This window comes from Lewinella sp. IMCC34183 (assembly GCF_003390915.1).
Taxonomy (GTDB): domain Bacteria; phylum Bacteroidota; class Bacteroidia; order Chitinophagales; family Saprospiraceae; genus Neolewinella.
Genome location: NZ_QMEM01000002.1, coordinates 398,284 through 421,795 on the forward strand (window position 1 = coordinate 398,284; position 23,512 = coordinate 421,795).

General features: G+C 63.7%; 14 protein-coding genes. 2 read left to right on the forward strand and 12 right to left on the reverse strand.

The genetic code is table 11. The features are described 5' to 3' along the window. Positions 1-25: 25 nt before the first annotated feature. A complete protein-coding gene (gene pheT / locus DQG19_RS06865; protein ID WP_116125501.1) occupies positions 26-2,455 on the reverse strand; it encodes a phenylalanine--tRNA ligase subunit beta in 2,430 nt (809 codons plus the stop codon). A gap of 146 nt (positions 2,456-2,601) precedes the next feature. On the opposite strand from pheT, the gene DQG19_RS06870 reads away from it, so the two are divergent. Then, positions 2,602-3,363, forward strand: coding sequence for a T9SS type A sorting domain-containing protein (locus DQG19_RS06870; protein WP_116125502.1), 762 nt, complete (start codon positions 2,602-2,604; stop codon positions 3,361-3,363). A 24-nt stretch (positions 3,364-3,387) separates the two neighbouring features. On the opposite strand, the gene DQG19_RS06875 is transcribed toward DQG19_RS06870, so the two are convergent. The 8 genes from DQG19_RS06875 to DQG19_RS06910 all read right to left on the reverse strand — a co-directional run bounded on the left by DQG19_RS06875 (position 3,388) and on the right by DQG19_RS06910 (position 13,797). Beyond that, positions 3,388-4,146 (reverse strand): tetratricopeptide repeat protein, encoded by a 759-nt coding sequence (locus tag DQG19_RS06875; RefSeq protein WP_116125503.1) that lies wholly within the window; start codon positions 4,144-4,146, stop codon positions 3,388-3,390. A 138-nt stretch (positions 4,147-4,284) separates the two neighbouring features. Beyond that, positions 4,285-5,343, reverse strand: a complete 1,059-nt coding sequence (gene pdhA, locus DQG19_RS06880) for a pyruvate dehydrogenase (acetyl-transferring) E1 component subunit alpha (RefSeq protein ID WP_116125504.1) — start codon at positions 5,341-5,343, stop codon at positions 4,285-4,287. Positions 5,344-5,467: 124 nt separating this feature from the next. Beyond that, entirely contained in the window at positions 5,468-8,692 is a 3,225-nt protein-coding gene (locus DQG19_RS06885; RefSeq protein ID WP_116125505.1) for a VPS10 domain-containing protein, read from the reverse strand. Positions 8,693-8,947: 255 nt separating this feature from the next. Then, positions 8,948-10,120 carry a hypothetical protein gene (locus DQG19_RS06890; RefSeq protein ID WP_116125506.1) on the reverse strand — a complete coding sequence of 391 codons (1,173 nt, stop codon included), beginning with the start codon at positions 10,118-10,120 and terminating at the stop codon, positions 8,948-8,950. 88 nt (positions 10,121-10,208) lie between these two features. After that, positions 10,209-11,150, reverse strand: a complete 942-nt coding sequence (locus tag DQG19_RS06895; RefSeq protein WP_116125507.1) for a 2-hydroxyacid dehydrogenase — start codon at positions 11,148-11,150, stop codon at positions 10,209-10,211. After that, entirely contained in the window at positions 11,147-11,647 is a 501-nt protein-coding gene (locus DQG19_RS06900; protein ID WP_232826453.1) for a VOC family protein, read from the reverse strand. Before DQG19_RS06900 ends, DQG19_RS06895 begins: the two co-directional genes overlap by 4 nt. 96 nt (positions 11,648-11,743) lie before the next feature. Further along, positions 11,744-12,916: a mandelate racemase/muconate lactonizing enzyme family protein gene (locus tag DQG19_RS06905; RefSeq protein ID WP_116125508.1), complete on the reverse strand. Its 1,173-nt coding sequence runs from the start codon at positions 12,914-12,916 to the stop codon at positions 11,744-11,746. After that, on the reverse strand, positions 12,913-13,797 hold the full coding sequence (locus DQG19_RS06910; protein ID WP_116125509.1) for a sugar phosphate isomerase/epimerase family protein: 885 nt from the start codon (positions 13,795-13,797) through the stop codon (positions 12,913-12,915). The genes DQG19_RS06905 and DQG19_RS06910 overlap by 4 nt, the downstream gene beginning before the upstream one ends. Positions 13,798-13,877: 80 nt before the next feature. Here DQG19_RS06910 and DQG19_RS06915 point away from each other — a divergent pair, with 80 nt between their 5' ends. After that, positions 13,878-15,485, forward strand: a complete 1,608-nt coding sequence (locus tag DQG19_RS06915) for a glycoside hydrolase family 32 protein (RefSeq protein ID WP_116125510.1) — start codon at positions 13,878-13,880, stop codon at positions 15,483-15,485. A gap of 32 nt (positions 15,486-15,517) precedes the next feature. Here DQG19_RS06915 and DQG19_RS06920 read toward each other — a convergent pair whose 3' ends face one another. The 3 genes from DQG19_RS06920 to DQG19_RS06930 all read right to left on the reverse strand — a co-directional run bounded on the left by DQG19_RS06920 (position 15,518) and on the right by DQG19_RS06930 (position 23,480). Continuing rightward, positions 15,518-18,724: a CRTAC1 family protein gene (locus DQG19_RS06920; RefSeq protein ID WP_116125511.1), complete on the reverse strand. Its 3,207-nt coding sequence runs from the start codon at positions 18,722-18,724 to the stop codon at positions 15,518-15,520. 80 nt (positions 18,725-18,804) lie between these two features. After that, entirely contained in the window at positions 18,805-20,331 is a 1,527-nt protein-coding gene (locus tag DQG19_RS06925; RefSeq protein WP_116125512.1) for a RagB/SusD family nutrient uptake outer membrane protein, read from the reverse strand. A gap of 95 nt (positions 20,332-20,426) precedes the next feature. Next, on the reverse strand, positions 20,427-23,480 hold the full coding sequence (locus DQG19_RS06930; protein WP_116125513.1) for a SusC/RagA family TonB-linked outer membrane protein: 3,054 nt from the start codon (positions 23,478-23,480) through the stop codon (positions 20,427-20,429). Positions 23,481-23,512 lie beyond the last annotated feature (32 nt).

Genomic DNA, 23,512 nt, shown 5'->3' on the forward strand with positions numbered 1-23,512 from the left:
GAATTAGTTGGGGTAAAGGTAACCATTACCGTCGAACCTCCGCGCCCAACTGCTTGGCGAGCACGGCCTCCACGGCGCGCATCGCCTTGTCCACCTCCTGATCCTTCAGGGTGCGTTCGCCGCTCTCCAGCAGGAAGCTTACCGCGTAGCTCTTCTTGTCCGCCCCCAGCTGCTCGGCGTTCTGGTACACGTCGAACAGGTTGATCTCCGTGATGAGCTGCTTGCCCGCCTTGCCCGCCAACCGCTCGATGTCGGCGAAGGCCACGGTGCGGTCCACCACCAGTGCCAGGTCGCGCCGGACGGTAGGGTATTTCCCCGGGGTAACGACCGCCGTGGCCTTGCGGGGCAACACGCGCAGCAAATTGTCCCAGTTGAAGTCGGCGTAGAATACCCCGGCCTTTACCGCCGCCGTCTCCAGCTTTGCACCCGCGACCGCGCCGAAGTCCACGAGCTCCAGCGGGCCCTTGTGGTACCGCAGGCCGTAGGCGTAGTCGTCCGCCGGGGCGGCCTCCGCCGTACGGTAGTTATCGATTCCCAGGCGTTGCAACACGAGCTCCACCGCCGCCTTGAGCGTGTAGAATCCCGCCCGGCTCCCCTCGCCTTCGGTGTGCCACGATTCGGGCTCCCGACGGCCGGTGAGGGTCAGGGTGAGGTGGTTGACCTCCCGATAGCGGCCGCCGCCGAGGTGGTAACTGCGGCCAAACTCGAAGAGGCGCAGGTCGCGCTGGCTGAAATTCAGGTTGTGGCGCACGGCGTCCAGCGCGCTGAAGAGCAGGTCGGGCCGCAGGATGTCCAGGTGTACGTTGCTCGTATTGTTGATGCCCACCAGGTCCTCCCGTTCGGGGTAGTAGCGGCGCTCGGTCAGGCTTACCGCCATCATCTCGTAAAAGCCGTTGGCCGCCAGCAGGTCGCCGATGCGTTCGCGCAGGGCGTTGGGGTCCGGATCGGGCGCTACGACCATGGCCGTCGTGATGGTCTCCGGCTCGGGTACGTTGTTGAAGCCGTATACCCGCAGGATCTCCTCGATGACGTCCACTTCCCGGGTTACGTCCACCTTGTTGGTGGGTACGGCTACGGTGAAGGCCGTGTCGGTTTCGCCGGTGACCTCCATGGCCATGCTCTGCAGGATATTGTGGATGGTGTCGCGGCCCAGGGCCACGCCGATGAGGTCGTCGACCCGCTGGTAGCGTACCTCCACCTCCCGCGGCTGCACGGGTTCGGGGTAGAGGTCCAGCAACTGGCTGGTGACGGTGCCGCCGGCCAGTTCCTGCAGCAGCAGGGCGGCCCGCTGCAGGGCGTAGACGACGATGTTGGGGTCGCTGCCCTTCTCGAAGATGCGCGCCGCGTCGGTCCGCAGGTTGTAGCGCATGCTGCTGCGGCGCACGGTACCGGGGTCGAAGTGGGCCGATTCCAGGAAGACGCGGGTGGTCGTCTCGGTCACGCCGCTGCCGGCGCCACCGAACACTCCGGCAATGCAGAGGGGCCGGTCGTTGGCGTCGCAGATCATCAGGTCGTCGGACGAAAGCTTGCGCTCCACCCCGTCGAGGGTGGTGAACGGGCTGCCCCCCGGCAGTTTTTTGACCACGATCGCGCCGCCGTCAATCTTGTCCAAGTCGAAGGCATGCAGGGGCTGCCCCAGTTCGTGCAGGACGTAGTTGGTGACGTCCACGACGTTATTGATGGGCCGTACCCCCACGGCATTGAGCCGGGCGCGTAGCCAGTCGGGGCTGGGGGCCACCGTCAGGTTATCGATCACCAGGCCGGCGTAGCGCGGGGCCTGGGTGGGATCGGGCACGCGGGCGGAGAACGCGGGTGCGGTGCCGGCGGAAAAGGCGGTCACGTCGGGCTGGCGTACGCTTACCTCCTTTCCTTCCCCTACGCTAAGCGCGGCGGCCAGGTCAAAAGCTACCCCGAGGTGGTTGGTCGCGTCGGAGCGGTTGGGCGTCAGGCCGATCTCGTAGACGTGGTCCGATTCCAGGTTGAACACCTCTGCGGCGGGGGTGCCGGGGGTATAGGCCTGGTCAAGAACGAGAATGCCGGCGTGGCTGGCGCCGAGTCCGAGCTCGTCCTCGGCGCAGATCATGCCCTCGCTGACTTCTCCGCGAATCTTGCCCTTCTTGATGGTGAGCGGCTCGCCACCGGTGGGGTACAGGGTCGTGCCCACCGTAGCGACCGGCACGTACTGCCCCTCCGCCACGTTCGGGGCGCCGCAGACAATGGAAACCGGCGCGTCACGACCGATGTCGACGCTGGTGAGCGAGAGCCGGTCGGCGCCCGGGTGCTTGCCGCAGGTGAGTACGTGGCCCACCACTACGCCTTCCAGGCCTCCCGGGACGGACTCTACCTTTTCCATGCCCTCTACTTCCAGGCCGGTGCCCGTCAGCACCTCACCGATGCGGGCCGGGGGCAGGTCAATGTCGAGGTATTCCTTGAGCCAGTTGAGCGATACTTTCATAGGCTGCAAAGGTAGCGAAGTAATTAAATGTTAAACTGTTGGGGCGGGGTGACAAAAGCTGCGGTGCCTCATTAATATTGTCAGTACACCTAACCTTGCGCACGTAACTCCGTTCATGCCTCTAGACCGGTCTACCCCACCCCCGAATGAAAGCACTCTTACTCGTCCTCACCTGCCTGGCCTGTTTCTCGCCGCTTCCGGCGCAGGGCAGCGGCGTGTTGCGGGTGGAACCGGCGCAGGTGACCAAGGAAATTCTGGTCGACAATCTTGAAGAGGAATTCGAAGACGTCACTTCCCTGGTCGTCACTAATAATTCCGGACGTACCGTTCAGCTGGCCCGCGAGACCGTATCCCGCCGGCAGCCCCGTGCGTGGACGTACCGTTCCCTCGACCAGAGCAGCCGCGCTACTCCCTACGTGCTTACCGCCGACGAGCAACAGAACGGCCGGCGCGTGACGCTGGGCCCCGGACAGTCCGCCACCTTTTACGTCGCGGTGCGGCCGGACGGCGTGGCCGGTACGGGAGTGCTCGATATACGGTTTACCGACGTCACCTTCCCGGGTACCGTCCTCGGTAGCGCCACCATAGAAACCCGGGTGGCCCAGCAGACGGATCCCTCGGTCGCCCCGCCCGCAACCGAGGTCAGGTCTTTCCCGACGGCGGTGCGGCTCTACCCCAATCCGGCGGCCGAAAAATTTTTCGTGGAAGCGCCGCGCGGTACGCGTATCGGGCGGGTGGAAGTCACCAACACCCTGGGCCGGCAATTGCGCAGCTTCAAAGGGGAGGCCGGAGCCGAGGGTTACGACATCGAGAACTTGCCCGACGGACTCTACCTCATTTCGATCTACGACGACAGCGGTAAGAAGGTTAAGACCCTGCGATTGCTCCACCGGGAGTTCGGGGCCTGACCCTCATCAAACGATAATCAACGATTATCCCTGGCTTTCCAGCGCGGCGATATACTTATCGGCCTGGGCGGCTTCGGTGCTATTGGCGTAGTCGGACTTCAGCCGGCGGAACGCCTCGAGGGCTTCCTGGTCACGGCCCTGCTGACGCAGCAGCAGACCGAGCTTATTCAGGTAGTACCCGCCGGTCACGAAGTTCTTTCCGGAAGCATCGACTGCCTCGCGGTAGGAATCGACGGCATCGTCGAGGTTACCGAGCTCGCTCTGCAGGTCACCCATTACGCCCATTTTCATGGCGGGCAACAGTTCGCCTTCGGCATCGAAATCTTGCAAGTAATCCAGGGCGGCCTCGTACTGTCCGAGGTTGAGGTAGCTCACGGCGGCGTAGTAGTTGGCCAGGTTACCGGCAGCGGTATTCGAGTACTCGTCTGCGATGTCGAGGAATCCGGGGTACCCCTGTCCGGGATTGGTGAGGGCGAGGCTGAAACTGTCCTGCTCGAACTGGTACTGGGCCTGCTGCATCTGCTCGGCGGCGGTGCGCTCGGCGGGCCGCTGGATGAAGGTCTGGTAGAGCAGGGCACCTGCCACGATTGCGATCAGGGCGACAACGCCGATAATCAGGGGTTTGCGGTTGCGTTCGAAGAAGTCACGCCCCTGATCGCCGACCTCGACGACGTTTACCAGGGTGTCATCCTCCTCGATCCGGATCTGTTCTTCATCGCCGGTGCGGCGACCGCCACGGGGCGTGCCGGTCGGGCGGCGTCCAATGTTATTCTTTCTTGCCATAATAGTCTAAGTACTGCCCGCGACGCCGTACGCCGCTGAAAAAGTGGCGCAAAGATACGGTACTCCGGAGGAATACCACGGGGTAGTCAGCCGACAAGTTGTCGGGCCGTCAACGGGTACGATCGCAACGGACCGCGGTTAGGTGAGGAAGGGGTAAGGCTGGGAGTAGTTATCGGCGTACAGATCCGCTCCGTCGGGGTACGGGCTGTCGGCGGCAAACTGCGCGGCCTCGGCGATCTCCTTCTTGATGCTGTCCTTGATCTCCTTGATCTCCGCTTCGGTGGCGATGCCGTTATCCACGATCATCTTCTCGGTCACCTTGACGGGGTCGCGATCCTGGTAGGTCTTCACCTCGTCCTTCTCGCGGTAGCGGGCGGGGTCCGATACGGAGTGGCCCTTGTAGCGGTAGGTCTTGATCTCGAGGTAATAGGGTCCTTTACCGGAGCGGATATGCTCCGCGGCGCGGGAAACGGCCTCGTGTACGGCCTCCGGGCTCATGCCGTCGACGCTTTCACTGGGCATGTCGAAGCTCTCGCCCAGCTTGCTGAGGTCGGTGACGTTGCTTGTCCGCGCGACGCTGGTACCCATGGCGTAGCCATTGTTCTCGCAGATGTAGAGCGCGGGCACCTTCCACGTCATGGCCATGTTCCAGCTTTCCCAGAGCGCACCCTGGCGGGCGGCACCGTCGCCGAACATAACGACGCACAGGTTATTGGTCTTTTTGTACTTCTCCGCGAAGGCGATACCGGTACCGATGGGGATCTGGGCACCAACGATGCCGTTGCCCCCGAAGTATTTGTTCTCGCGGCTGAAGAAGTGCATGGATCCACCTTTCCCCTTCACCACGCCGGTCGCTTTGCCGTAGAGTTCGGCCATAGCGGCCTTGGGCTCTACGCCGCGACCGATGGCCGTACCGTGCTGCCGGTAGGCGGTCACGATGCCATCCTCTTTGGTGATAGCGCTTTCGATACCGGCGGCTACGGCCTCCTGGCCGATGTAGACGTGGCAGAACCCACGGACGTCCTGCTGCCCGTAGGCCATCAGGGCCCGCTCCTCGAAGCGGCGAATCCGCAGCATGAGGGTGTACCAGTCGAGGTACTGCTCCTTGCTGTACTTCTGTTCTTTAGCTACACCATTCTTCTTAGCGGTCGTAGTTGGGGCCGTTGTATCGGCAGTCTTTTTTTGCGCTGTATCCATACTCAGTTAGCGAATTTTCGCTTGTTGCGGGAGGTTTACCTTCTAAATATAGCTCACGCCGGGTTATCCCGGGGGGCTCTAAGGTTAACCCCCCGGGATGGCCATAGTTTAGCGGTCGTATTTGTTAGCGTGTTCCCGTGCCGAGGATGTACGGGGCTCCGGCTTCCCGTAGTTCCTGCCGCAGTGCGGGCAGGGTTTCGTCACGCAGCCGCTCGATTTCGGGCATAAGGTCGGCTAACTGACCGGCGGCGATATCCAGGCTCCTCCGGTGGTTGGGGGTGGGACCGTAGGTGGTCGTTAAGCCCCGGTACCCCGTAGAGAAGAAGTCGCCGATGGTGGGAGCATTGCGCTCGCCGATTTCGTTACGGCTCGGGCTGCCTTCCAGCTCGACCTGCAGGCGGTTAAGTTCCTGCTTTACCTCATACAGCTTGCCGTTCAGGGCACCGGGGGCTACCGCGGACCGCTCGAGAGCCGTTTCCATGGCGGCGACCTGATCGCCGGCCTCCGACATGAACTCCTGTACGCGGGCGATCTGCTGCTGTACTTCGCGCATCTTTTCGTGATACGCCTGGTATTCGGCGGGGTCGGGCTGCTCTAGGGTAGGTTCATGGAGGGGTTTTACCTCGAAGCTTACCGGTCCACCCAGCTCGCTCACCTCTCCGTTTTCTTCCCGCGACAGGGTAACACTATAGGTACCTGGTGCCGCCAGCGGCCCGGACGACCAGCGGCCTCCACCGCCGCTCTGTCCCGGACGTACGGGAAAAAAGGAAGGATAACGGAGATCCCAGGTAGTGCGGTGCAGCCCCGCCCCGGTATCACCAGCAACCTTGCGCACTACGTTCCCGTCGGCGTCGTATACGGTCAGCCACACCTTTGGGGCCCGTTCGTTCTTCTCCTCGTCGAGGGCCGCGTAGCCGGGGAAGGGAATGTTCTCTCCCTGCTCGGTCAGTTCCTTTTCCATCTTCTGCCGGGCCTTTTCCTTGCTGGTGTACCCATCGCGGAGGTGATAGGTGAAGGTGGCACCGAATTCGGGGTTCTCCGCCGCGTAGACGTTGGCACCCACGCCGGGGTCGTTGTCACGGGGCACGTACCACCAGGCATCGCGGGGGGTAAACAGGTGGGCTTCCGCCTCCAGGTTTGCGTCGGTCATTTCGCGGAGAGGGCTGTAGTCGTCCAGTATCCAGAAGCCGCGGCCGAAGCTGGCACCGACCAGATCGTTCTCCCGCTCCTGGATGGCCAAGTCGCGGAAGGGGATAGTGGGCGTACCGGCCAGCTTCTTCCATCCCCCGCCCCCGTCGAGGGAGGTGTAGATACCGTTCTCGGTACCGATGAACAGCAGTTCCGGTTGCTCAAAATCCTGCACCAGCCGCCAGACCAGGGTGCGGTCGGGGAGGCTGCTGCCCAGGTCGGTCCAGGTTTCACCGAGGTCGGTGCTTTTGTACAGGTAGGGACTGAAGTCGCCTTCCTTGTGGTTGTCGAGGCTGACGTATACCGTATTGGCATCGTAGCGGTCGGCCTTGATGTCATTGACGAAGGCACGCTCCGGTACGCCGGGCAGCTCGCTCACCATGATCTTCTTCCAGCGTTCGCCACCGTCCTGGGTGACCTGTAGGATGCCGTCGTCGGTACCGGCCCATACCAGTCCCGGGCGCACGGGCGACTCCGAGAGGGAGGTGATGGTATTGTAGTTGGACATGGCGCCTACGTCCCAGGCGTTATCCCAGCTTTGGGTGCCGCCCATAATGGGCCGGGCGAGGCGTTCCTCGTTGCGGGTCAGGTCGCCGCTGATGGGCGTCCAGTCATCGCCGCGGCTATCGCTGCGCCACACGCGGTAGCTGGCAACGTAGAGGCGGGAGGGGTCGTGGGGCGACACCACGATGGGCGCGTCCCAGTTGAACCGCTCATGAGGGTCGCCGGCGCGCGGCTGGGGCTGTACCATTACGCGTTCGCCGGTCTTCAGGTCGACGCGGTGCAGGCCGCCCTGCTGGGTTTCGGCGTAGATGATGTCGGGGTTGCCGGGTTCGGTGGCCGACTGGTGGCCGTCGGCGCCGAGGGTCTTGTACCAGTTGCCATTCAGGATGCCGGCTTCGCTGTCGGTGCGGCTCGGGCCACCGGTACTGCCGTTGTCCTGGGTACCGCCGAAGATGTGGTAGAACGGCTTGCGGTCGTCGACCGCCACCTTATAGTACTGGGTGATGGGCATATTGTCGATGAAGCGCCAGTTTTCAGCCAGGTCGTAGCTCTCGTAGAGGCCGGCGTCGGTGCCGATCAGCAGGTAGTCGGGGTCGTCGGCGCGGAAGGCGAGGGCGTGGTTGTCGGAGTGCTTGCGCTCTTCCTTCAGCTGTCGGAAGTTGGCACCGCCGTCGTCGCTGACCAGCGTGCGTACGTTCATCAGGTAGAGCCGGTCGAAGGCGTGGGGGCTGGCGTAGAGCTCCTGGTAATAGTGGGGGCCGGTACCGCCGCTGACGGTATTGCTCATCTTCTTCCAGTTGGCTCCCTGATTATCGGAGCGCCACACGCCACCGGTGGTCCGGGCCAGGGTGATGGCCGCGTACACTACGTCGGGCTGCTGCGGGCTGATGGCCAGGCCGATCTTGCCCATATTCTCACCGGGGAGGCCGGTGGTGAGTTTCTCCCACGTCTTCCCCCCATCACGGCTGCGGTGGATGCCCGAGCCGGGGCCGCTGCCGAGGTAGGCGGCTACGGTGCGGTGGCGCTGCCAGGTGGCGGCGTAGAGTACGTCGGGGTCGCGGGGGTCGATGAGGATGTCGGTCACGCCGGTCCATTCCGCGTCGCCGAGGGTCTTGGTCCAGCTTTCGCCGCCGTCGGTGGTCATGTACAGGCCGCGTTCGCCGCCCTTCGACCACAGGGGCCCCTGGGCGGCTACCCATACGGTGTTGGAGTCGTCGGGGTGGACGACAATTTTGGAAATGTGCTCCGAGTCCTTCAGGCCGACGTTCTTCCAGGATTTCCCGGCGTCGTCGCTGCGGTACACGCCGTCGCCGTAGCCGACGTGGCGGCCGCCGACGTTCTCACCAGTCCCCAGCCAAATGCGGGCCGGGTTGGAGGGGTCGATGGTCACTGCTCCGGTAGAGTAGCTGGAATAATCGTCGAAGATGGGATCCCACGTTACGCCGGAGTTTTCGGTTTTCCACAGGCCGCCGGAGCCCACCGCCACGTACCAGGTATGGTCGTCGGTGGGGTCGAGGGCGATATCGGCGATGCGGCCGGACACGAAGGCGGGGCCCACGTTGCGGAGTGGCAGGCCGGTTATGGTCTCGGGCTTGTCCTGCGCCAGCAGGCACAGGGAGCTTAGCAGCAGAAAAGGAAAGAGTAGCGCTTTGGTCATAGGTACGGATTGAAGCTCTGAATATAGGAAAAGCTTTAACCCGAAAAAAGGACGCGGCGGACCGGCCGCCTCCCCACATCGGATGTGGACCACATCCGATGTGGGGCCCTTTTGCGCACCCTCAGCCGGTCACCGCGAGCAGACAATGGAGTAAACCGCTGAATGCCTGATCTTTAGACAAAAGATGATTGTCCCCCACATCCGATGTGGGGGACATCCGATGTGGGGGACATCCGATGCCGGGGGAAGACCGAACTACTGCCGCACCGGATAGCCCAGCTGATCAAGAATCAGCTGCCGCTGCGGATTATTGACGGAGCCGTAGGCCACCGTAAGGCTCAGCGGCACGCCGTTGAAGTCGACGATCCCGTTCAGGCGGTAATCCACAAAGTGGGCCTTCAGGCTCAGGCCCAGGTAACTGGTGGGGGTGAGGTATTTGCGGTAGCCCAGACCGGTGACTCCTGCGTAGGAGATGACACTTGCGGCGTCCAGGTCGTCGGTTTCGTTGAGGGCATCGAAGCCGTCACCGCCCAACCCGCCAATCACCTGCACTTCGTGGGTGCGGTGGCGCCATATGTCGTACCCGACCGTCACTCCAAGGTGGCCGCCGAAGAATTTGTCCGTTTCCTCGGTGGCTCCGTCCCGACCCCGCCGGGCCAGGTAGGTGTCGGCCGACTTGAGAAACCGGAACAGGATCTGCATGTCGTAGTTGAGCCGCCCCTTTTTCCAGCCTACGGCAAAGCCGATCTCCGGATGGTTGCCCAGCAAGGCGGCGTCTCCCAGAGGGATCCACAGGCCGACCATCCCAGCCAGGTGCGCTTCCGGCAGCGAAAGCGCCCGGTCGCGGTAGTTCAGAAACGTTTCCTGCAGCGCCGTCCCGGCAAATTCCTCGCCGCCGAGCTCGGCTATGCCGGGTGCTTCCTCCGTACCGTACGCACGCGCCAGAAAATCGAACTGGGCGTTACCCGTCCGGCCAAGGCCGTCGAAGGCCGTCCGCGTAAAACGGTCGTACGCCCCGCCGATGGGCAGGAATCCGTAGCCGGGGCGGTTGTAGTCGTAGGCATAGGTGGTACCGTTCTCCGCCAGCTGCCACCGTTGCCGGTACTCGAACAGAAAGGTGAGCTGCTGCGCGAGATAATCGATGTCGAACACGTCGTTACTCCGCAGGCCCATCAGCAGCGACGCCCGGTTAGTAACTTCCCGCAACCCGCACAGCTCTCCCCACCGCTGCAGGACGACCCGTGCGGAATCCAGGTCACCGGAAACGTAGGCTTCCCGAAAAGCTTCCGAAAGCACATAGGCTCCCGTAGTGCAGTCGTACGCCGGTACCGCTGCCGGCGCCGGTGCCGAGGGAGCGGGTTCCTGGGCGCGCAAGGCCGGAGCGGCAAATAGTAACCAGAAGAACAGGGACGACAGGGAGCGCAGCATCAAAGAAAAGTACTTGGTGAGTAATCGGAGTAGGTTATAACGCCGGGGCCACGGGGGAAGGAAACCCCCATCCACCCCATGCCCGCCGTCAGGCGGGGTCCGCCACCCGGTTCACGCGGTAGCGGTCGGCCGCGATCTTCCCGCCAAGAACGTCGGCGACGTGCTGCAGCCCCCGTTCCGAGAGCTCGAAGAATGTCAGTTCCGTAAGACTGGCCGCGTGGGGGGTGATCAGCACGTCGGGGCGGGCCAGCAGTCGGTCCGTTGTAGCAGCGTCGCCGGCCACCATCAGGTCACTGGCGTACCCGGCCAGGTGGCCGGATTCCAGGGCAGCCAGGAGGGCCGGACCATCCACCAGCTCCCCCCGGGCCGTATTGATCAGGTAGCTGCCGGTCCGCATCCTCCCCAGGGCGGCCGCGTCCATACAGCCCCGGGTTTCGGGGGTCAGGGGAATGTGCAGGCTGACCACTTCGCTTTCGGCCAGGAGATCGGGCAGGCTCCGGTACCCACGCGCCGGATCGCCCGCTACCCGCGAGCTGTAAACGGTTCTCATACCCATGGCACCCGCGATTTCCGCCACCCGCTTACCGATATCTCCCCGGCCCACAACGCCCAGTTGCAGGCCGCGCAGTTCGCGGCCGCTGTACTGCAGGCGGTAGTCCCAGTTTCCGCCCTTCACCTCGGTGATCAGGCGGTGCATATCGCGGACGAGCAGCAACATCAGGCCCACGGTATGCTCGGCCACGGTAGCGGCGTTGAGCCCCGGGACGTTCAGCACCTGGATGCCGCGCTCCGTAGCGTGTTCTACATCGATGTTATTGACGCCCACGCCATTGCGGACGATCACCCGCAGGCCCGGACACCGGTCGATCAGCCCGCGGTCCACGACCTCCTTACCACGGGTGACGATGGCACGTACCGCCGCATAGTCAGCGGGCGCGGTACCCGGCCGGACCACCGCAAAGCGGTCGGAGGGCAGCAGTGCGTAGGCCCGCTCGTCGACGGGTTCCAGGATGAGTACGACGGGCTTCATGCTTTCTCCTTTGGCGGGTGGTAAAGGGTGGCATCTTCGGCCTTATAACCGCGGAAGTCGTTGCGGCCGCTGACGTATAATCCTTCCTCGTAAAGCTCATCCTCGAAGATAGCCGGATCGATCTCCTCCCCCGGAAAGGAGGTGAGCTCCACCAGGTTGCCCGCCGGGTCACGGATAAAGGCCTGCATGGCCCCGTCGGGCAGGCGGCGCACCTTCCCCCACGGAGCCGTATCGATCCGCCCCTGCCGCTTCATCCGGTGGAACAGCTCACTGAAGTCGTCGACCCGCACGCACAGGTGGCCGCGGAAAGACCGGCTGTCCTCCCACTCGCTCAGGTGCAGTTGGGTCGTGTCGGTGATGCGGAAGAAGGCCGTCGGGTAGTCGAAAACGAAGGCGGGAACGGGCTCCAGTCCCATTTCCTCCTCGTAGAAGGTGGCGGCCTTTTCCAGGTCGTCGACGATTAGGGTTACGTGGTTGATCTCTGCTATTTTTCCCATAGGTTGGTGGGTTGCTGCGTTGGTGCATTGATGCGTTGCGCTCGGGGCCGGGCGTGGTAACGCAGTAATGCAATAACGTGGTAATTCACCAATCCCTCATTCCTTAAACCCAACCCGGTAACGTTTGACAAAGTCCGGCTCCACCTCCACCCCCAAACCGGGCCGGTCGGGAACGCGGATGCGGCCATCCGTTACGGTGGGAGCCTCCTTTACCAGGTCGTAGAGCAGGGGATTGCCGCCCAAAGAGTGCTCAATGTATACCGCTGACGGACTGCTGAAGGCCAGGTGGACTCCCGCCATGAAGCTGAAGGCCGAACCCCAGCAGTGGGGGGCCAGCTCGAGTTGCCAAGTTTCGGCGAGGGCAGCTACCCGGCGGGCCTCGGTGATGCCGCCGACGATGGCGCAGTCGGGCTGCAGCACGTCCACCGCCCGCCGCTCCACCAGCTCGCGGAAGTCGAAGCGGGTAAACTCGCTCTCCCCCGCCGCGATGGGCGTGGTGGTGTCCCGCCGCAATTCCGCGGTACCGGACTTGTTATCTGAAGTGATGGGCTCCTCGAACCAGTACAGGTTCAGGTCCTCGGTCTGCCGGGCGAAGCGGCGCGCCTCCGCCACGCTGAAAGTGCCGTGGGCGTCGGCCATGATATCGATATCGGGGCCAAGGGCGCGGCGGGCCTCCCCTACCCGATCGACGGTACGGGCGAGGGTATCGTCCATCGCCCCTACGCGCATCTTGACGCCGCCGTAGCCGTGGTCGACGTAGCTCTTCAGCTGGTCGCCAAGGGCATCCTTGTCCGCCCAGCCCCCGCTGGCGTAGCAGGGCATACTTTCACGGCAGGATCCGCCGAGCAGCTCAACCACGGGGACGCCCAGCCGCTTGCCCTTCAAATCCCACAGGGCGGTGTCGATGCCGCTCAGGGCGGCGATGGTGGTGCCGCGGTTGGCCAGAATGGGGAATACCCGACCCCGGTCGCGGGCGTAGTGATCGCGGTCACCGCTGTACACGGACTCCCATACGGCGGTGATGCGATCGGCCTCCATCCCTTCCAACTGGGGGGCCAATTCTTGCTCGATACAGGTAACGATGGAAGCGCAGGCCCCGGTGGCGCCCACCGCCGCCTTGGCCTCTCCGTAGCCTTTGTTACCGTCGGCGTCTTCCACTTCCACCAGCGTCATGTCGAAGTGGGTGAGTTGTCCGTAGTCGCTGCGCCACTGCCGGCCCGGGGGGATGGGGCAACGGAGCCAGTGGGCATGAATGGCCTTGATCTTCATAGGAGGGGAAGCAGGGTTTCGGCGGACTTCCGCGTGAGCATGGTATAGAACTCCTCGGTGAGGGCGGAGCTGCCGTGGTCTTCCAGAAACTTACGGGCCTCCTCGCTCAGCCCCTGTGGATCGGTATCGATGTTCCCCGGGTAGGGATTGGCGGGCGTACGATCTACCGGCGCGGCAAATTCGACCGAAAGCGGACCGTCGAAGCCTACTTCCTGCAGCGTACGGACCACGGCGGGCCAGTCGATGTGCCCCATGCCGGGTGCCATGCGGTTGTTGTCGGCCACGTGGAATCCCACCAGCCGGTCGGCACAGTGCCGGATGGTAGTATAGTAGTCCGGTTCCTCCAGGTTCATGTGAAAGATATCTAGGCATACCCCGCAGTCTGGGCCGGTCGCCTCGGCCAGGGCGTAGGCCTGTTCGCCGCGGTTGATGAAGTAGGTCTCGAAGCGGTTGATGGGCTCGATACCCAGCTTGATGCCGCTCGCCTGCGCGAATTCGTAGCACTCCTGCAGGGAGGCCACGGCCCAGCCCCATTCCTCTTCCGGACGGGCGCCGGGCATGATCTTACCTACGGTACCGGGTACCACCGAGACCATGGTACCGTCCAGTTCCTTTACCATGGTGATGATGTCCTTCACGTATTGGACGGAGCGGGCCCGGGCCCCGGGGTCGTCGGCCAGCAGGTTACGCTCGCCCAGCATGAGGGTGACGGAGCCCCAGCACCTGACGTCGTACTTTTTGAGGAGCTGACGGACCTCCTTCGTATCGTAGTCAGCGGGGGTACCCTGGATCTCCAGGTAGTCGTAACCGAGGGGTTTGATGCGGGCGAGCGTGGCTTCGAGCGGCTCGGCGCGCATCCAGTTGTGTATTGCTAAGGGCATGATCGGTAGTTAGCGGATGCCGCTAAATATAGGGCAGCCCGGGCGCCGATGGCCTACCTTTAGCGGACAACTACGATCCGATGCTGTATCGCTACGGTACCTTCCTGAGCCTGACCCTCTGCTTTTTACTGTCCTGCGGCAGCGAGCGCCCGACCGCGGGTTCCACTCCTGCCCAAGCGGGCGATACCACCGCCACCGGGTATGCCGAGGCCCACCGCCCCCAGTTTCATTTCTCGCCGCCCGCCCACTGGATGAACGATCCCAACGGCATGGTGTACCACGACGGCGAGTACCACCTCTTCTACCAGTACTACCCCGACAGCACGGTCTGGGGTCCGATGCACTGGGGCCACGCCGTGAGCGAGGATCTGATGCACTGGGAAAACCTGCCCATTGCGCTGTACCCCGACTCCCTCGGCTACATATTTTCCGGCAGCGCCGTGGTGGACCGCACCAACAGCAGCGGGCTCGGCACGGACGGGCGGCCGCCCCTGGTTGCTATCTTCACCTACCACGACCCGGAGGGAGAGCGCGCCGGCCGGAACGACTACCAGTCGCAGGCCATCGCCTACAGTAACGACAACGGCCGCAGCTGGACGAAGTACGCCGGCAACCCCGTCATTCCCAACACGGAGTCGATCCGCGACTTCCGGGACCCGAAAGTGATGTGGGACGGCGAACGCGAACAGTGGCTTATGGTCTTTGCGGCCCAGGACCGCATCATGTTCTGGCGCAGCGACAACCTGATCGACTGGCGTTACCTGAGCGACTTCGGTCGCGACCTGGGCGGCCACGGGGGCGTCTGGGAATGCCCTGACCTCTTCCCCCTCACCGTAGCCGGGGAAGCCGAGGAAAAATGGGTGCTGCTCGTCAGCATCAACCCCGGCGGGCCAAACGGCGGCTCGGCCACCCAGTATTTCGTGGGGGACTTCGACGGAACCACGTTTACGCCCGACCCAACCTTCCTGCCGGACGTGCGCGACGGCGAAGGCGTGTGGATCGACTACGGCCGCGACAACTACGCCGGCGTCACCTTCTCCGACATCCCGCAGGCGGACGGCCGGCGCATCTTCATCGGCTGGATGAGCAACTGGCTGTACGCCCAGGAAGTACCCACCGAAGCATGGCGCAGCGCCATGACCGTGCCCCGCACGTTGGAGCTCCATCACCCGCCCGCCGGATACCGCCTCTTTTCCACCCCGGTACGCGAACTGGAAACGCTACGCGGCCCCGCCGTCGAAATCTCGTCCGCCCCGTCTCCCGTGACGGCCGGCGCCGACGGCACCTACGAAATAGACATCTCCTTCCTCACCTCTCCGGACAGCAGCGAGCCCTTCGGCCTCCTGCTGGAAAACGAAGCCGGGGAAAGCTACCGGATTGGCTTCGACCCCGCCACCAAAGCGTTCGTGAGCGACCGCCGGCAGGCCGGGGACCACGCCTTCTCCGAAACCTTCACCGACCGGGTGGCCCGGGCCCCGCGCCTGGCGACTTCCGATACCGTAGGTATGCACCTACTGCTGGACGTGGCCTCCGCCGAGCTCTTCGCCGACGGGGGCGCTACGGTGATGACGGAGATCTTTTTCCCCTCCACGCCCTTCGACCGGATCAGTGTCTACCACGGCACGAGCACCCGGGTGCTCGGGGGCACCGGCTACCCGCTGCAGCGCATCTGGCCGGCAATGCGGTAGGGTGTTTCTGCGCTGCCGGAGGCAGCGTTGTACTAGCGGGGGCGGTAGGCGCGCACCGGGCCGTCGTTGACCCCGACCAGCAGTAGGGAGTCCAGCCGGACGACCGATCGGGCATCGCCGCGTACCGACCAGAATTCAGGGAGTACCTCCGGCCGGCCCGCCGCATCGACGGTGAGCGCAAAGCCGTTACCCGCATCCAGCATGCCGCCGAGGATCTCGGTAGCGTAGTCGTTCTGTACGGCCAGCAGCGCGGGTCGCCCGTCGGGGAGCGTCCAGGATACCGCCGCACGTACCGGGGCGGTCTGGGCCGTCCATGGCAGGAAGTGAGGCGTAAAGTGGCCCGCCCCGTCGTTCTCGAACCAGGTCGTCCGGAATTCCCGCGCTTCCAGCGTGATTCCGTCGGGGCCGGGCAGGGGCATATTGTCCGCCGTCCAGCTGCCGTAGGTCGCGTAGTCGGGGATTTGCTGCTTCAGGCCCGGCAACTGGCGGCCGAGGGTGTTGCGCGGATGCACGGGGTAGTAGGCCGTGCCGTCCCAGGCGGTGATGATGGGGTCTACGGCCCCGTTGCCGTCGTAATCGTCGGCGGTGACCGTCAGGGGATGGTCGGCCGTGGCCCGGTACATTCCGTTCCCCCCGTAATTTCCGGCCAGCAGGTCGGTGTCGCCGTCGCCGTCGAGGTCGTTGGCGACGAGGCAGTACCACCAGCCCGTCAGCGCTTCGTCCACGGGTTGTGGTACCAGGCGCCCCGCCTCATTCAGGAATACACGCAGGGCGCTGTATTCCCCCACCGTTGCCAGGTCGGCCCGGCCGTCACCGTTCAGGTCCTGCCATACCGCCCCGGTCACCATACCGGCCTCCACTTCGTCGCGGACCACGTAGCGGCCCCCGACATTGTCCAGTACGTACGACAGGGGGGGATAGGGGTAGCTTCCTGACTTGGCCCGGGCCCCGATAAAGAGGTCCTGGTCGCCGTCGCCGTCGATGTCCGCGGCGGCCGTCGCCCCGGTTATTACGCTCAGGGACGGCAATGCACCGGCGACCGGCACGAGGGTTCCGGCGTCGTTGCGGTAGAGGAAGTCGGTGAGCAGGCTATCCTGCCGGACAAATTCACTGCTGCCGTTGCCCACATAGAGGTCGTCGTCGCCGTCGCCGTCGTAGTCCACTAGCAACAGCGCGGTAGCCTCGGAGGCCCGGGTTTCCGGCAGCCCCTGCACCTGCGTCCCCGCCGCGACGTCCCACACGCTGACTTCCTGTCCGGCCGCTCCGCCGAAGTACAGCCGGCCCGACCTGTCCGTCGCCAGTGCCGGCGTGTCGTGGCTCCGGTCGCGCAGGGCCAGGGCATAGCGGTCGAAATCCGAAAAGACCGATTCCCGGTGGTGTGGCAGGCCGGCGGTGGCCGCAACTACCAGTCCGGGTGCAGCCGCGGAAAAGTAGGCAGGAGGCGCGGCCGCGGGTGCAGTGGCCGCCGCGTAGGTACACGTGATCGGTTGGTCGGCGGCGATCTCCGTTCGTACGGTCCGGCGACCGTCGGGCCAGATGATCAGCAGGGAATCGATCGTTGTCCGCGCACCGAGCCCGAAGTGCAGCCGCGGATCGACGGTGGAGAGGTACCCGCGCTGCCGCTGCTGCTCCGCGTACAGGCGCAGGTCACCGGCCGCGAGGTAGACGCGGGCACCCAGGGCATCGGGGTTACCGGTGGGCCCTTCGAGGATCAGGCTGAGGTAGTGGGTGGAGTCGGGGCGTTGTTCCCGGCTCCGGTTGTAGTAGATGCGGGCGGGTTGGTTGATGTTGTTGGTGACCAGGTCCAGGTCCCCGTCGTTGTCAAGATCGACGATGGCCGCCCCGTTGGCGTAGGTGGGATCGTCGGGCAGCCAGTCGGTCGGGCGGAAGTGCATACCGCCCCGGTTCTGGAAGATAAAGTCCTGCTGGTAAACGCCGTCCAGCTCCAGCAACGCCGCGGCGACCGCCTGGTAACGGGCCTCTTCCGATCCGAACCGGCTGATCTCCTGCGTATAGTCCATGAAGTCGCGATCGGTGATGTCGCGGGGGTAGCCATTTGAGATGAATACGTCGCGCAGGCCGTCGTTGTCGAAGTCGGCCAGCAGGGGCGCCCAGCTCCAGTCGGTGGCCGCCACCCCGGCCAGGAAGGCGACGTCGCTGAAGGTGCCGTCGCCGTTGTTGTACTGCAGGGCGTTGCGCACGTATTGCCGGTTGTAGCCGGCGCGGGCCTCCTGCGCGAAGGGGCTGAAGGGGATGTCGGCGAACATGGTCTTGCGCCGCAGGTTGTCGTCGGGCAGCATGTCCACCGTGAGGATCTCGGGGCGGCCGTCGTTGTCGAGGTCGGCGACGTCCACGCCCATCGTATTCTTGGACTGATGTGGCATGGAGGCGGTGATCCGGTCGCGGAGGTCGCCGCCTTCGTTCAGCAGCAGGAAGTCGTTGGACATGAAATCATTGCCCACGTACAGGTCGGAGTAGCCGTTGCCGTCAAAGTCTTGTACGGCCAGCCCCAGTCCCCAACCTTCGGTCTTACGGGCGTCCAGTAGCTCGAACCGCAGATCCCCACCCGGCGGGGTGACGTTGCGGTAAACGCGGTCCACGCTGCTTCCCCGCCCGAGCGTATCGGTACCCTTAGCGATGGTGCGGGCGTAGTTTTCGAGGGAGTTGTTGAGTACGTAGAGGTCGAGGCGACCGTCGCGGTCCAGGTCAAACAGGGCCGCCTGCGTCCCGTAGCCGGGGTCGGCCACCCCGGCGGCCGCGGCTACCTCGCGGAAGCGGGGGATACTGTCTGGCCCCTGCGGCCCGTCGTTGAGGAACAGCAGGTTGGGGCTCGGCCGCTCATCGGCCGGGTGCAGGATGGAGACGTACAGGTCTTCGTATCCGTTACCGTCGATATCGCCCACCAGTACGCCGGCGCACCACTGTTCGGTGGTCAGCCCGGCCGGTCCGGTGACCTTGCGGAAGGTGCCGTCGGCCTGTTGCAGGTAGAGCTCGCTGGACACGAGGTTGCCGGTGAAGAAGAGGTCGTAGCGGCCGTCCCGGTTGAAGTCGCCCACCCCTACGCCGCCGCCGTTGTAGAGGTATTCGTACTGCAGGATATTGACCGTATCGTTCTCGCGTACTTCGTTGACGAAATCGACGCCGGTTGCTTCCGCCGGTTGGAGGTCGAAGCGGGGTACGGGCCGGTCGGTACAGGCCAGCAGGCCGGTCAGCAGCAGGATGAGGGGGAGGGCGCGCAAGGGGGGATCGTTTCGGGGTAAACGTCAGAGGGACCGCTTCCGGTTGGAAGCAGTCCCTCTGCGCAGCATATGGTTTTCGGCTAGTTATAACCGGGGTTCTGATCGGCCTGGCTGATCTCGGTGTTGGTCGTGATCTCCTGCAGCGGGATAGGCAGCAGCAGTTCGCGATCGGTCCAGTAGTCGAGGTAGTCGGAGGCGTCGATGACGCCGTAGCGGTCCCACCGGCGAAGGTCACGGGCCCGGATGGCTTCCGAGGCGAGTTCCTTACCCCGCTCGTCTACGATGGCCTTGATCAGCTCGTCCTGGGTAGCGTTGGGTACGCAGCTGTCTTCCAGATCGGGCACACCGGCACGCTCCCGCACCTGGTTAGCGTAGTCGCGGGCGGCATCGAGGTTACCCTGACGGGCTTCGATCTCGGCCAGCAGCAGCAGCACGTCGGCGTAGCGCATCAGCAGGTAGTTGGTGGTGGAGGTGTAGAAGTCTCCGGGGTTCAGTTTATAGTAGACGCCGTACTTGTACCAGCTCACGTTTACATCCGTACCGTGGTAGTCGAGCTCGGGGCTGTTGGGGCGTGCGTCGTCGAAGACCTCGGTACCGTTGGCGTAGGTATCGCCTTCGAAGATGACCGTCTCGCGGAGACGGGGGTCGGTGTAGTCGCAGCCGGCCAGCTCGTTCTCGTAGAGGTTGATGAGGTCGGAGGTGGGCGCCACGTTGCGCCACGCCTTGCCGTATTCCTGGGCACGTACCGACTTGGAGTCGGCACCGTCGCCGGTGACGAAGTTGTTCCAGTTGTAGTCGCCGATGGGTGCGTACACGACCTCGAACAGGCTCTCGGAGGTAAAGCCGTTCTCCTCGGTAAAGAGGTCACCGAAGTTACTTACGAGAGAGTAGTTGCCGGATTCGACCACGGCTTCCAGGGCTTCCTTGGCCTCATCGAGGTTGTTGGTTTCCATGTAGCTGCGTCCGAGGTAGCCAAGGGCCGATCCGCGGGTGGCGCGGCCGAGGGTGTTGTCGTTACGCGATTCGGGCAGGTTTTCGGCGGCAAAGGCGAAGTCGGCCTGGGCCTGGGCGAATACCTCCTCGCGGCTACTGCGGGGCTGGAAGCCGTCAAGCGATACCAGGCGGCTGGTGTAAATGGGAGCGCCGCCCCACAGGGTGGCGATCTCGTTGTAGGCCCAGCCGCGGAGGAAGCGGGCTTCGGCGATGAGGGGGGCCTTGTCCTCGTCGGATACGGAGGTGTTCGAGGCGATACCGTCCAGGGCGGTGTTGGCCCGGTGGATCATCAGGTACAGGGCGGTCCAGTGCTCCCGCATCTCGTTATCGGTCGGCGACGCGTTGCCGCCGGGGATCGACAGCAGGATGGTGAGCGACGAGGTGGGCATGTGCTGGTCATCGCGCATGTCGTTGATGAAGAAGTACCAGCGGCTCACGATGGGCCCCGAGCGCAGGGTGGAGTAGGCGCTCAGCACGGCAGCTTCCATCTGCTGGGTGTTCTGGAAATAGTTTTCCGGCGTAACCCGGTTCGGGTCGAGGCGGGTAAGGTCATCCTCGCTACAGCCGAAGCCGATTGCGAGCAGACCCATGAGTAAAATAGCTTTCAATTTCATGATCGCGGAGAGTTGTACTAGTTGAAGGATGGCCGCGGGGCCCCTCCCCGGTTCCGTTGTGAAACGGGGAGGGAGCCGCGGCGGATAGTGGGGGTTTAGAATCCGACCTGTGCGCCGAAGATGAAGCCGCGGGCGTTGGGGTAGTCGCCGTTGTCAAATCCGGTCTCGCTCAGGGCGCCGCCGATTTCGGGATCCAGGCCGCTGTAGCCCGTCAGGGTCAGCAGGTTCTGGCCCGTCAGGTAGAGGCGGAGGTTTGACAGTACGCCATCTCCGCTGAGGGGGAGCGTGTAGCCGACCGTCAGTGCCTTGAGGCGCATGTAGGAACCGTCCTCTACGAAACGGTCGGATACCCGGCGGTTGTTGTTGGGGTCGTCACGAATAATCCGGGGTACGTCGGTATTGGTATTCTGTGGCGTCCAGGCGTCCAGTACGCTGGTACCTACGTTGAACAGGCGCTGGGTCTGCGAGAGCAGCGAGCCTACGCCGTTGTATACGTCGTTGCCCTGCGATCCCTGGAAAAAGACGTTGAGGTCGAAGTTAGAGTAGCGTCCGTTGAAGCTGAAGCCGTAGGTAAAGTCGGGCAGGTATTTGCCGATGATCACCCGGTCGGCCGCGTCAATCACTCCGTCACTGTTCTGGTCCACGAAGCGGATGTCGCCCGGGGCGGTCAGTTCGTCCTGGGTGGCTGCCTCGTCGACTTCAGCCTGGGTCTGGAAGATGCCGTCGGTCTGGAAACCGAAGAAGCTGTAGACCGGGTCGCCGACGCGGGTCACGGTGGAGTTGTAGCTACCCGTGAACTCGATGTCGTTGTTGCCTTCGATCACGTCGCCTTCGTTCACCAGGCGGACCACCTCGTTGGAGTTGGTGCTCAGGTTGGCGGAGACGCTCCACTGGAAGTCACTGCGGGGATTGCCGTAGTACTGTCCCTGGAATTCGAAACCGTTGTTCTTCAGGGCTCCGATGTTCTGGGACGTGGTAGCCACGCCCGCCGACGGAGGCAGGGGTACGTTCAGGATGAGGTTATCCACTTTCCGGTCGTAGTACTCCATGCTGAAGTTCAGGCGGTTGTTGAAGAAGCCCATGTCCAGGCCGATATTCAGCATGTCGGTGAGCTCCCAGCGCAGTTCCGGGTTAGCCAGCGAGTTGATGAAGCTGATCGACGGCTGGTTGCTGCCTCCGAAGACCGGGCCGACGGTCGAGATGATGGGATCCTGGAACGCGTAGGGGCCGAGGCCGATCGAGCCGGTGCGGCCGTAGCTGGCCCGTGCCTTCAGCAGGCTGAAGGGGGTGTTGTCCATAAAGGATTCCTCGCTGATGTTCCAGCCGATAGCACCCGCCGGGAAGTTTTCGGTCTGGTAGCCGGGGGCAAAGATGGACGATCCGTCGCGCCGGAAGCTGAAGGTCGCGTAGTACTTGCCCTGGTAGCCGTAGGTTACCCGGGTCACGAAGGAGCGCAGCGTGGACTCGTTTTTGGCCAGGGCATTCTGGTTGACCCGCAGATCCGCGCCGCCTTCCAGTACTTCGAGGTCGGGGTTGGGCTGGGTGACCGTAAGGGCCAGCGGGTTAAAGTAGCTGTTCTGGATCTCACCGACCAGGACCGCGTTGATGCTGTGGTCACCGAGCAGCCGGTCGAAGTTCAACAGACCGCGGTAGATCGGGCTGAAGCTGGTGTTGCGGTTCTCGGCGATCGTGTTGTTAGTATTGGGGGAGGTCGACTGGTACACCGGCGTCCGGTTGAAGTTCCGGAAGTTCTGGTAGTTGCCCCCGACGAAGGCCTGGGCCTCCAGTCCGTCCAGGATCTCGTAGGACAGGTACGCCGTACCCAGCATTTTGAACACCTGGTCGGTGTTCTCCAGGAGGTTGACCGCCAGGACCGGGTTGCCGGGGTCGGCGATGTCGAGGCCCGATGCCGCACCGGAGTAGCCACCGATGTTGTTGGGGTTCTCGATGGGCTGGTAGGGAAGCGATTGGATGGCTTGGAGGAACAGTTGCCGTCCCCCGAGTTCGGGCTGTATGCCCCGCTTGTCGTTTACCAGGAGCAGGGTCTGGCCGAACTTGAAGCGGCCGTCCTGGCTGATATCGTGCTCGCTGTTGATGCGGAAGTTAAACCGCTCGTAGGGCGAACCCTTCACTACTCCTTCTTGCTTTAGGTAACCGAAGGAGCTGAAGAACGTCGAGCGTTCGCCGCCGCCGGTGAGGTGCAGGGAGTTCTGGGTGATGAACCCGTCCTGGAAGATGGCGTCCTGCCAGTCGGTGTTGGTCTCGCGGAAGGTCTGTCCGGAACCGGGGTAGGTCTCGGAGTCCAGTCCGTCTCCCTCCACGGCGCGGGGGATCGGTCCGCCGTTGAATATCTCGGCGTAGCGGATGTACTGCTCGGTATTGAGCACGTCGTAGCGGCGGGACTGCGTCTGCACGCCGACCGTGGATTCCAGACTGAGGCGGAGGCCGTCGGAATTGTTGCCCTTCTTGGTTTCGATGATGATGACGCCGTTCGAGGCCCGCGATCCGTAGACGGCGGTGGCCGAGGCGTCCTTCAGTACGTTGATGCTTTCGATGTCGCGGGAGTCAAACTGGTTGAGTCCGCCGGCACCGGGCACCCCGTCCACTACGTACAGGGGGCCGGAGCCGAAGCTGATCGAGCCGATACCGCGTACCTGAATGATCGGCGGGGCGCCGGGAGCGCCTCCGCTGGTCACCTGTACGCCGGCGAGGCGGCCCTGGATGGCTTCCCCGAGGTTGCTGGTGGTCAGGGCGGTGACCTCATCGGAACCGATCGAGGACACGGCACCGGTCACGGCCTCGCGGGCCTGGCTGCCGTAGCCGACGACCACGACCTCGTCCAGGGCGTTGGCATCGGCACCGAGGGTGACGTCGATCTGGCTTTGCCCCTCCACCGCGATCTCGCGGGCCTCGTAGCCGATGTAGGAGAAGCGGAGTACGGAACCGTCCGGCGTAGTGATGCTGTAGGCACCGTCGAGATCCGTCACCGTACCGGTGCTGGATCCCACGACCAGCACGTTGACGCCGATCAGCGGAACGCCGTCGCTATCTGTTACCGTACCGGTAACCCTTTGTTGCGCCCAGGCGGCGCTGGTACATAGGAACAGAAGCAGTAGAGCCCCTATCGTCCTGCGTAAAATTGTTGACATAGTATACGTTGATTTTAGTTACACAATCGATT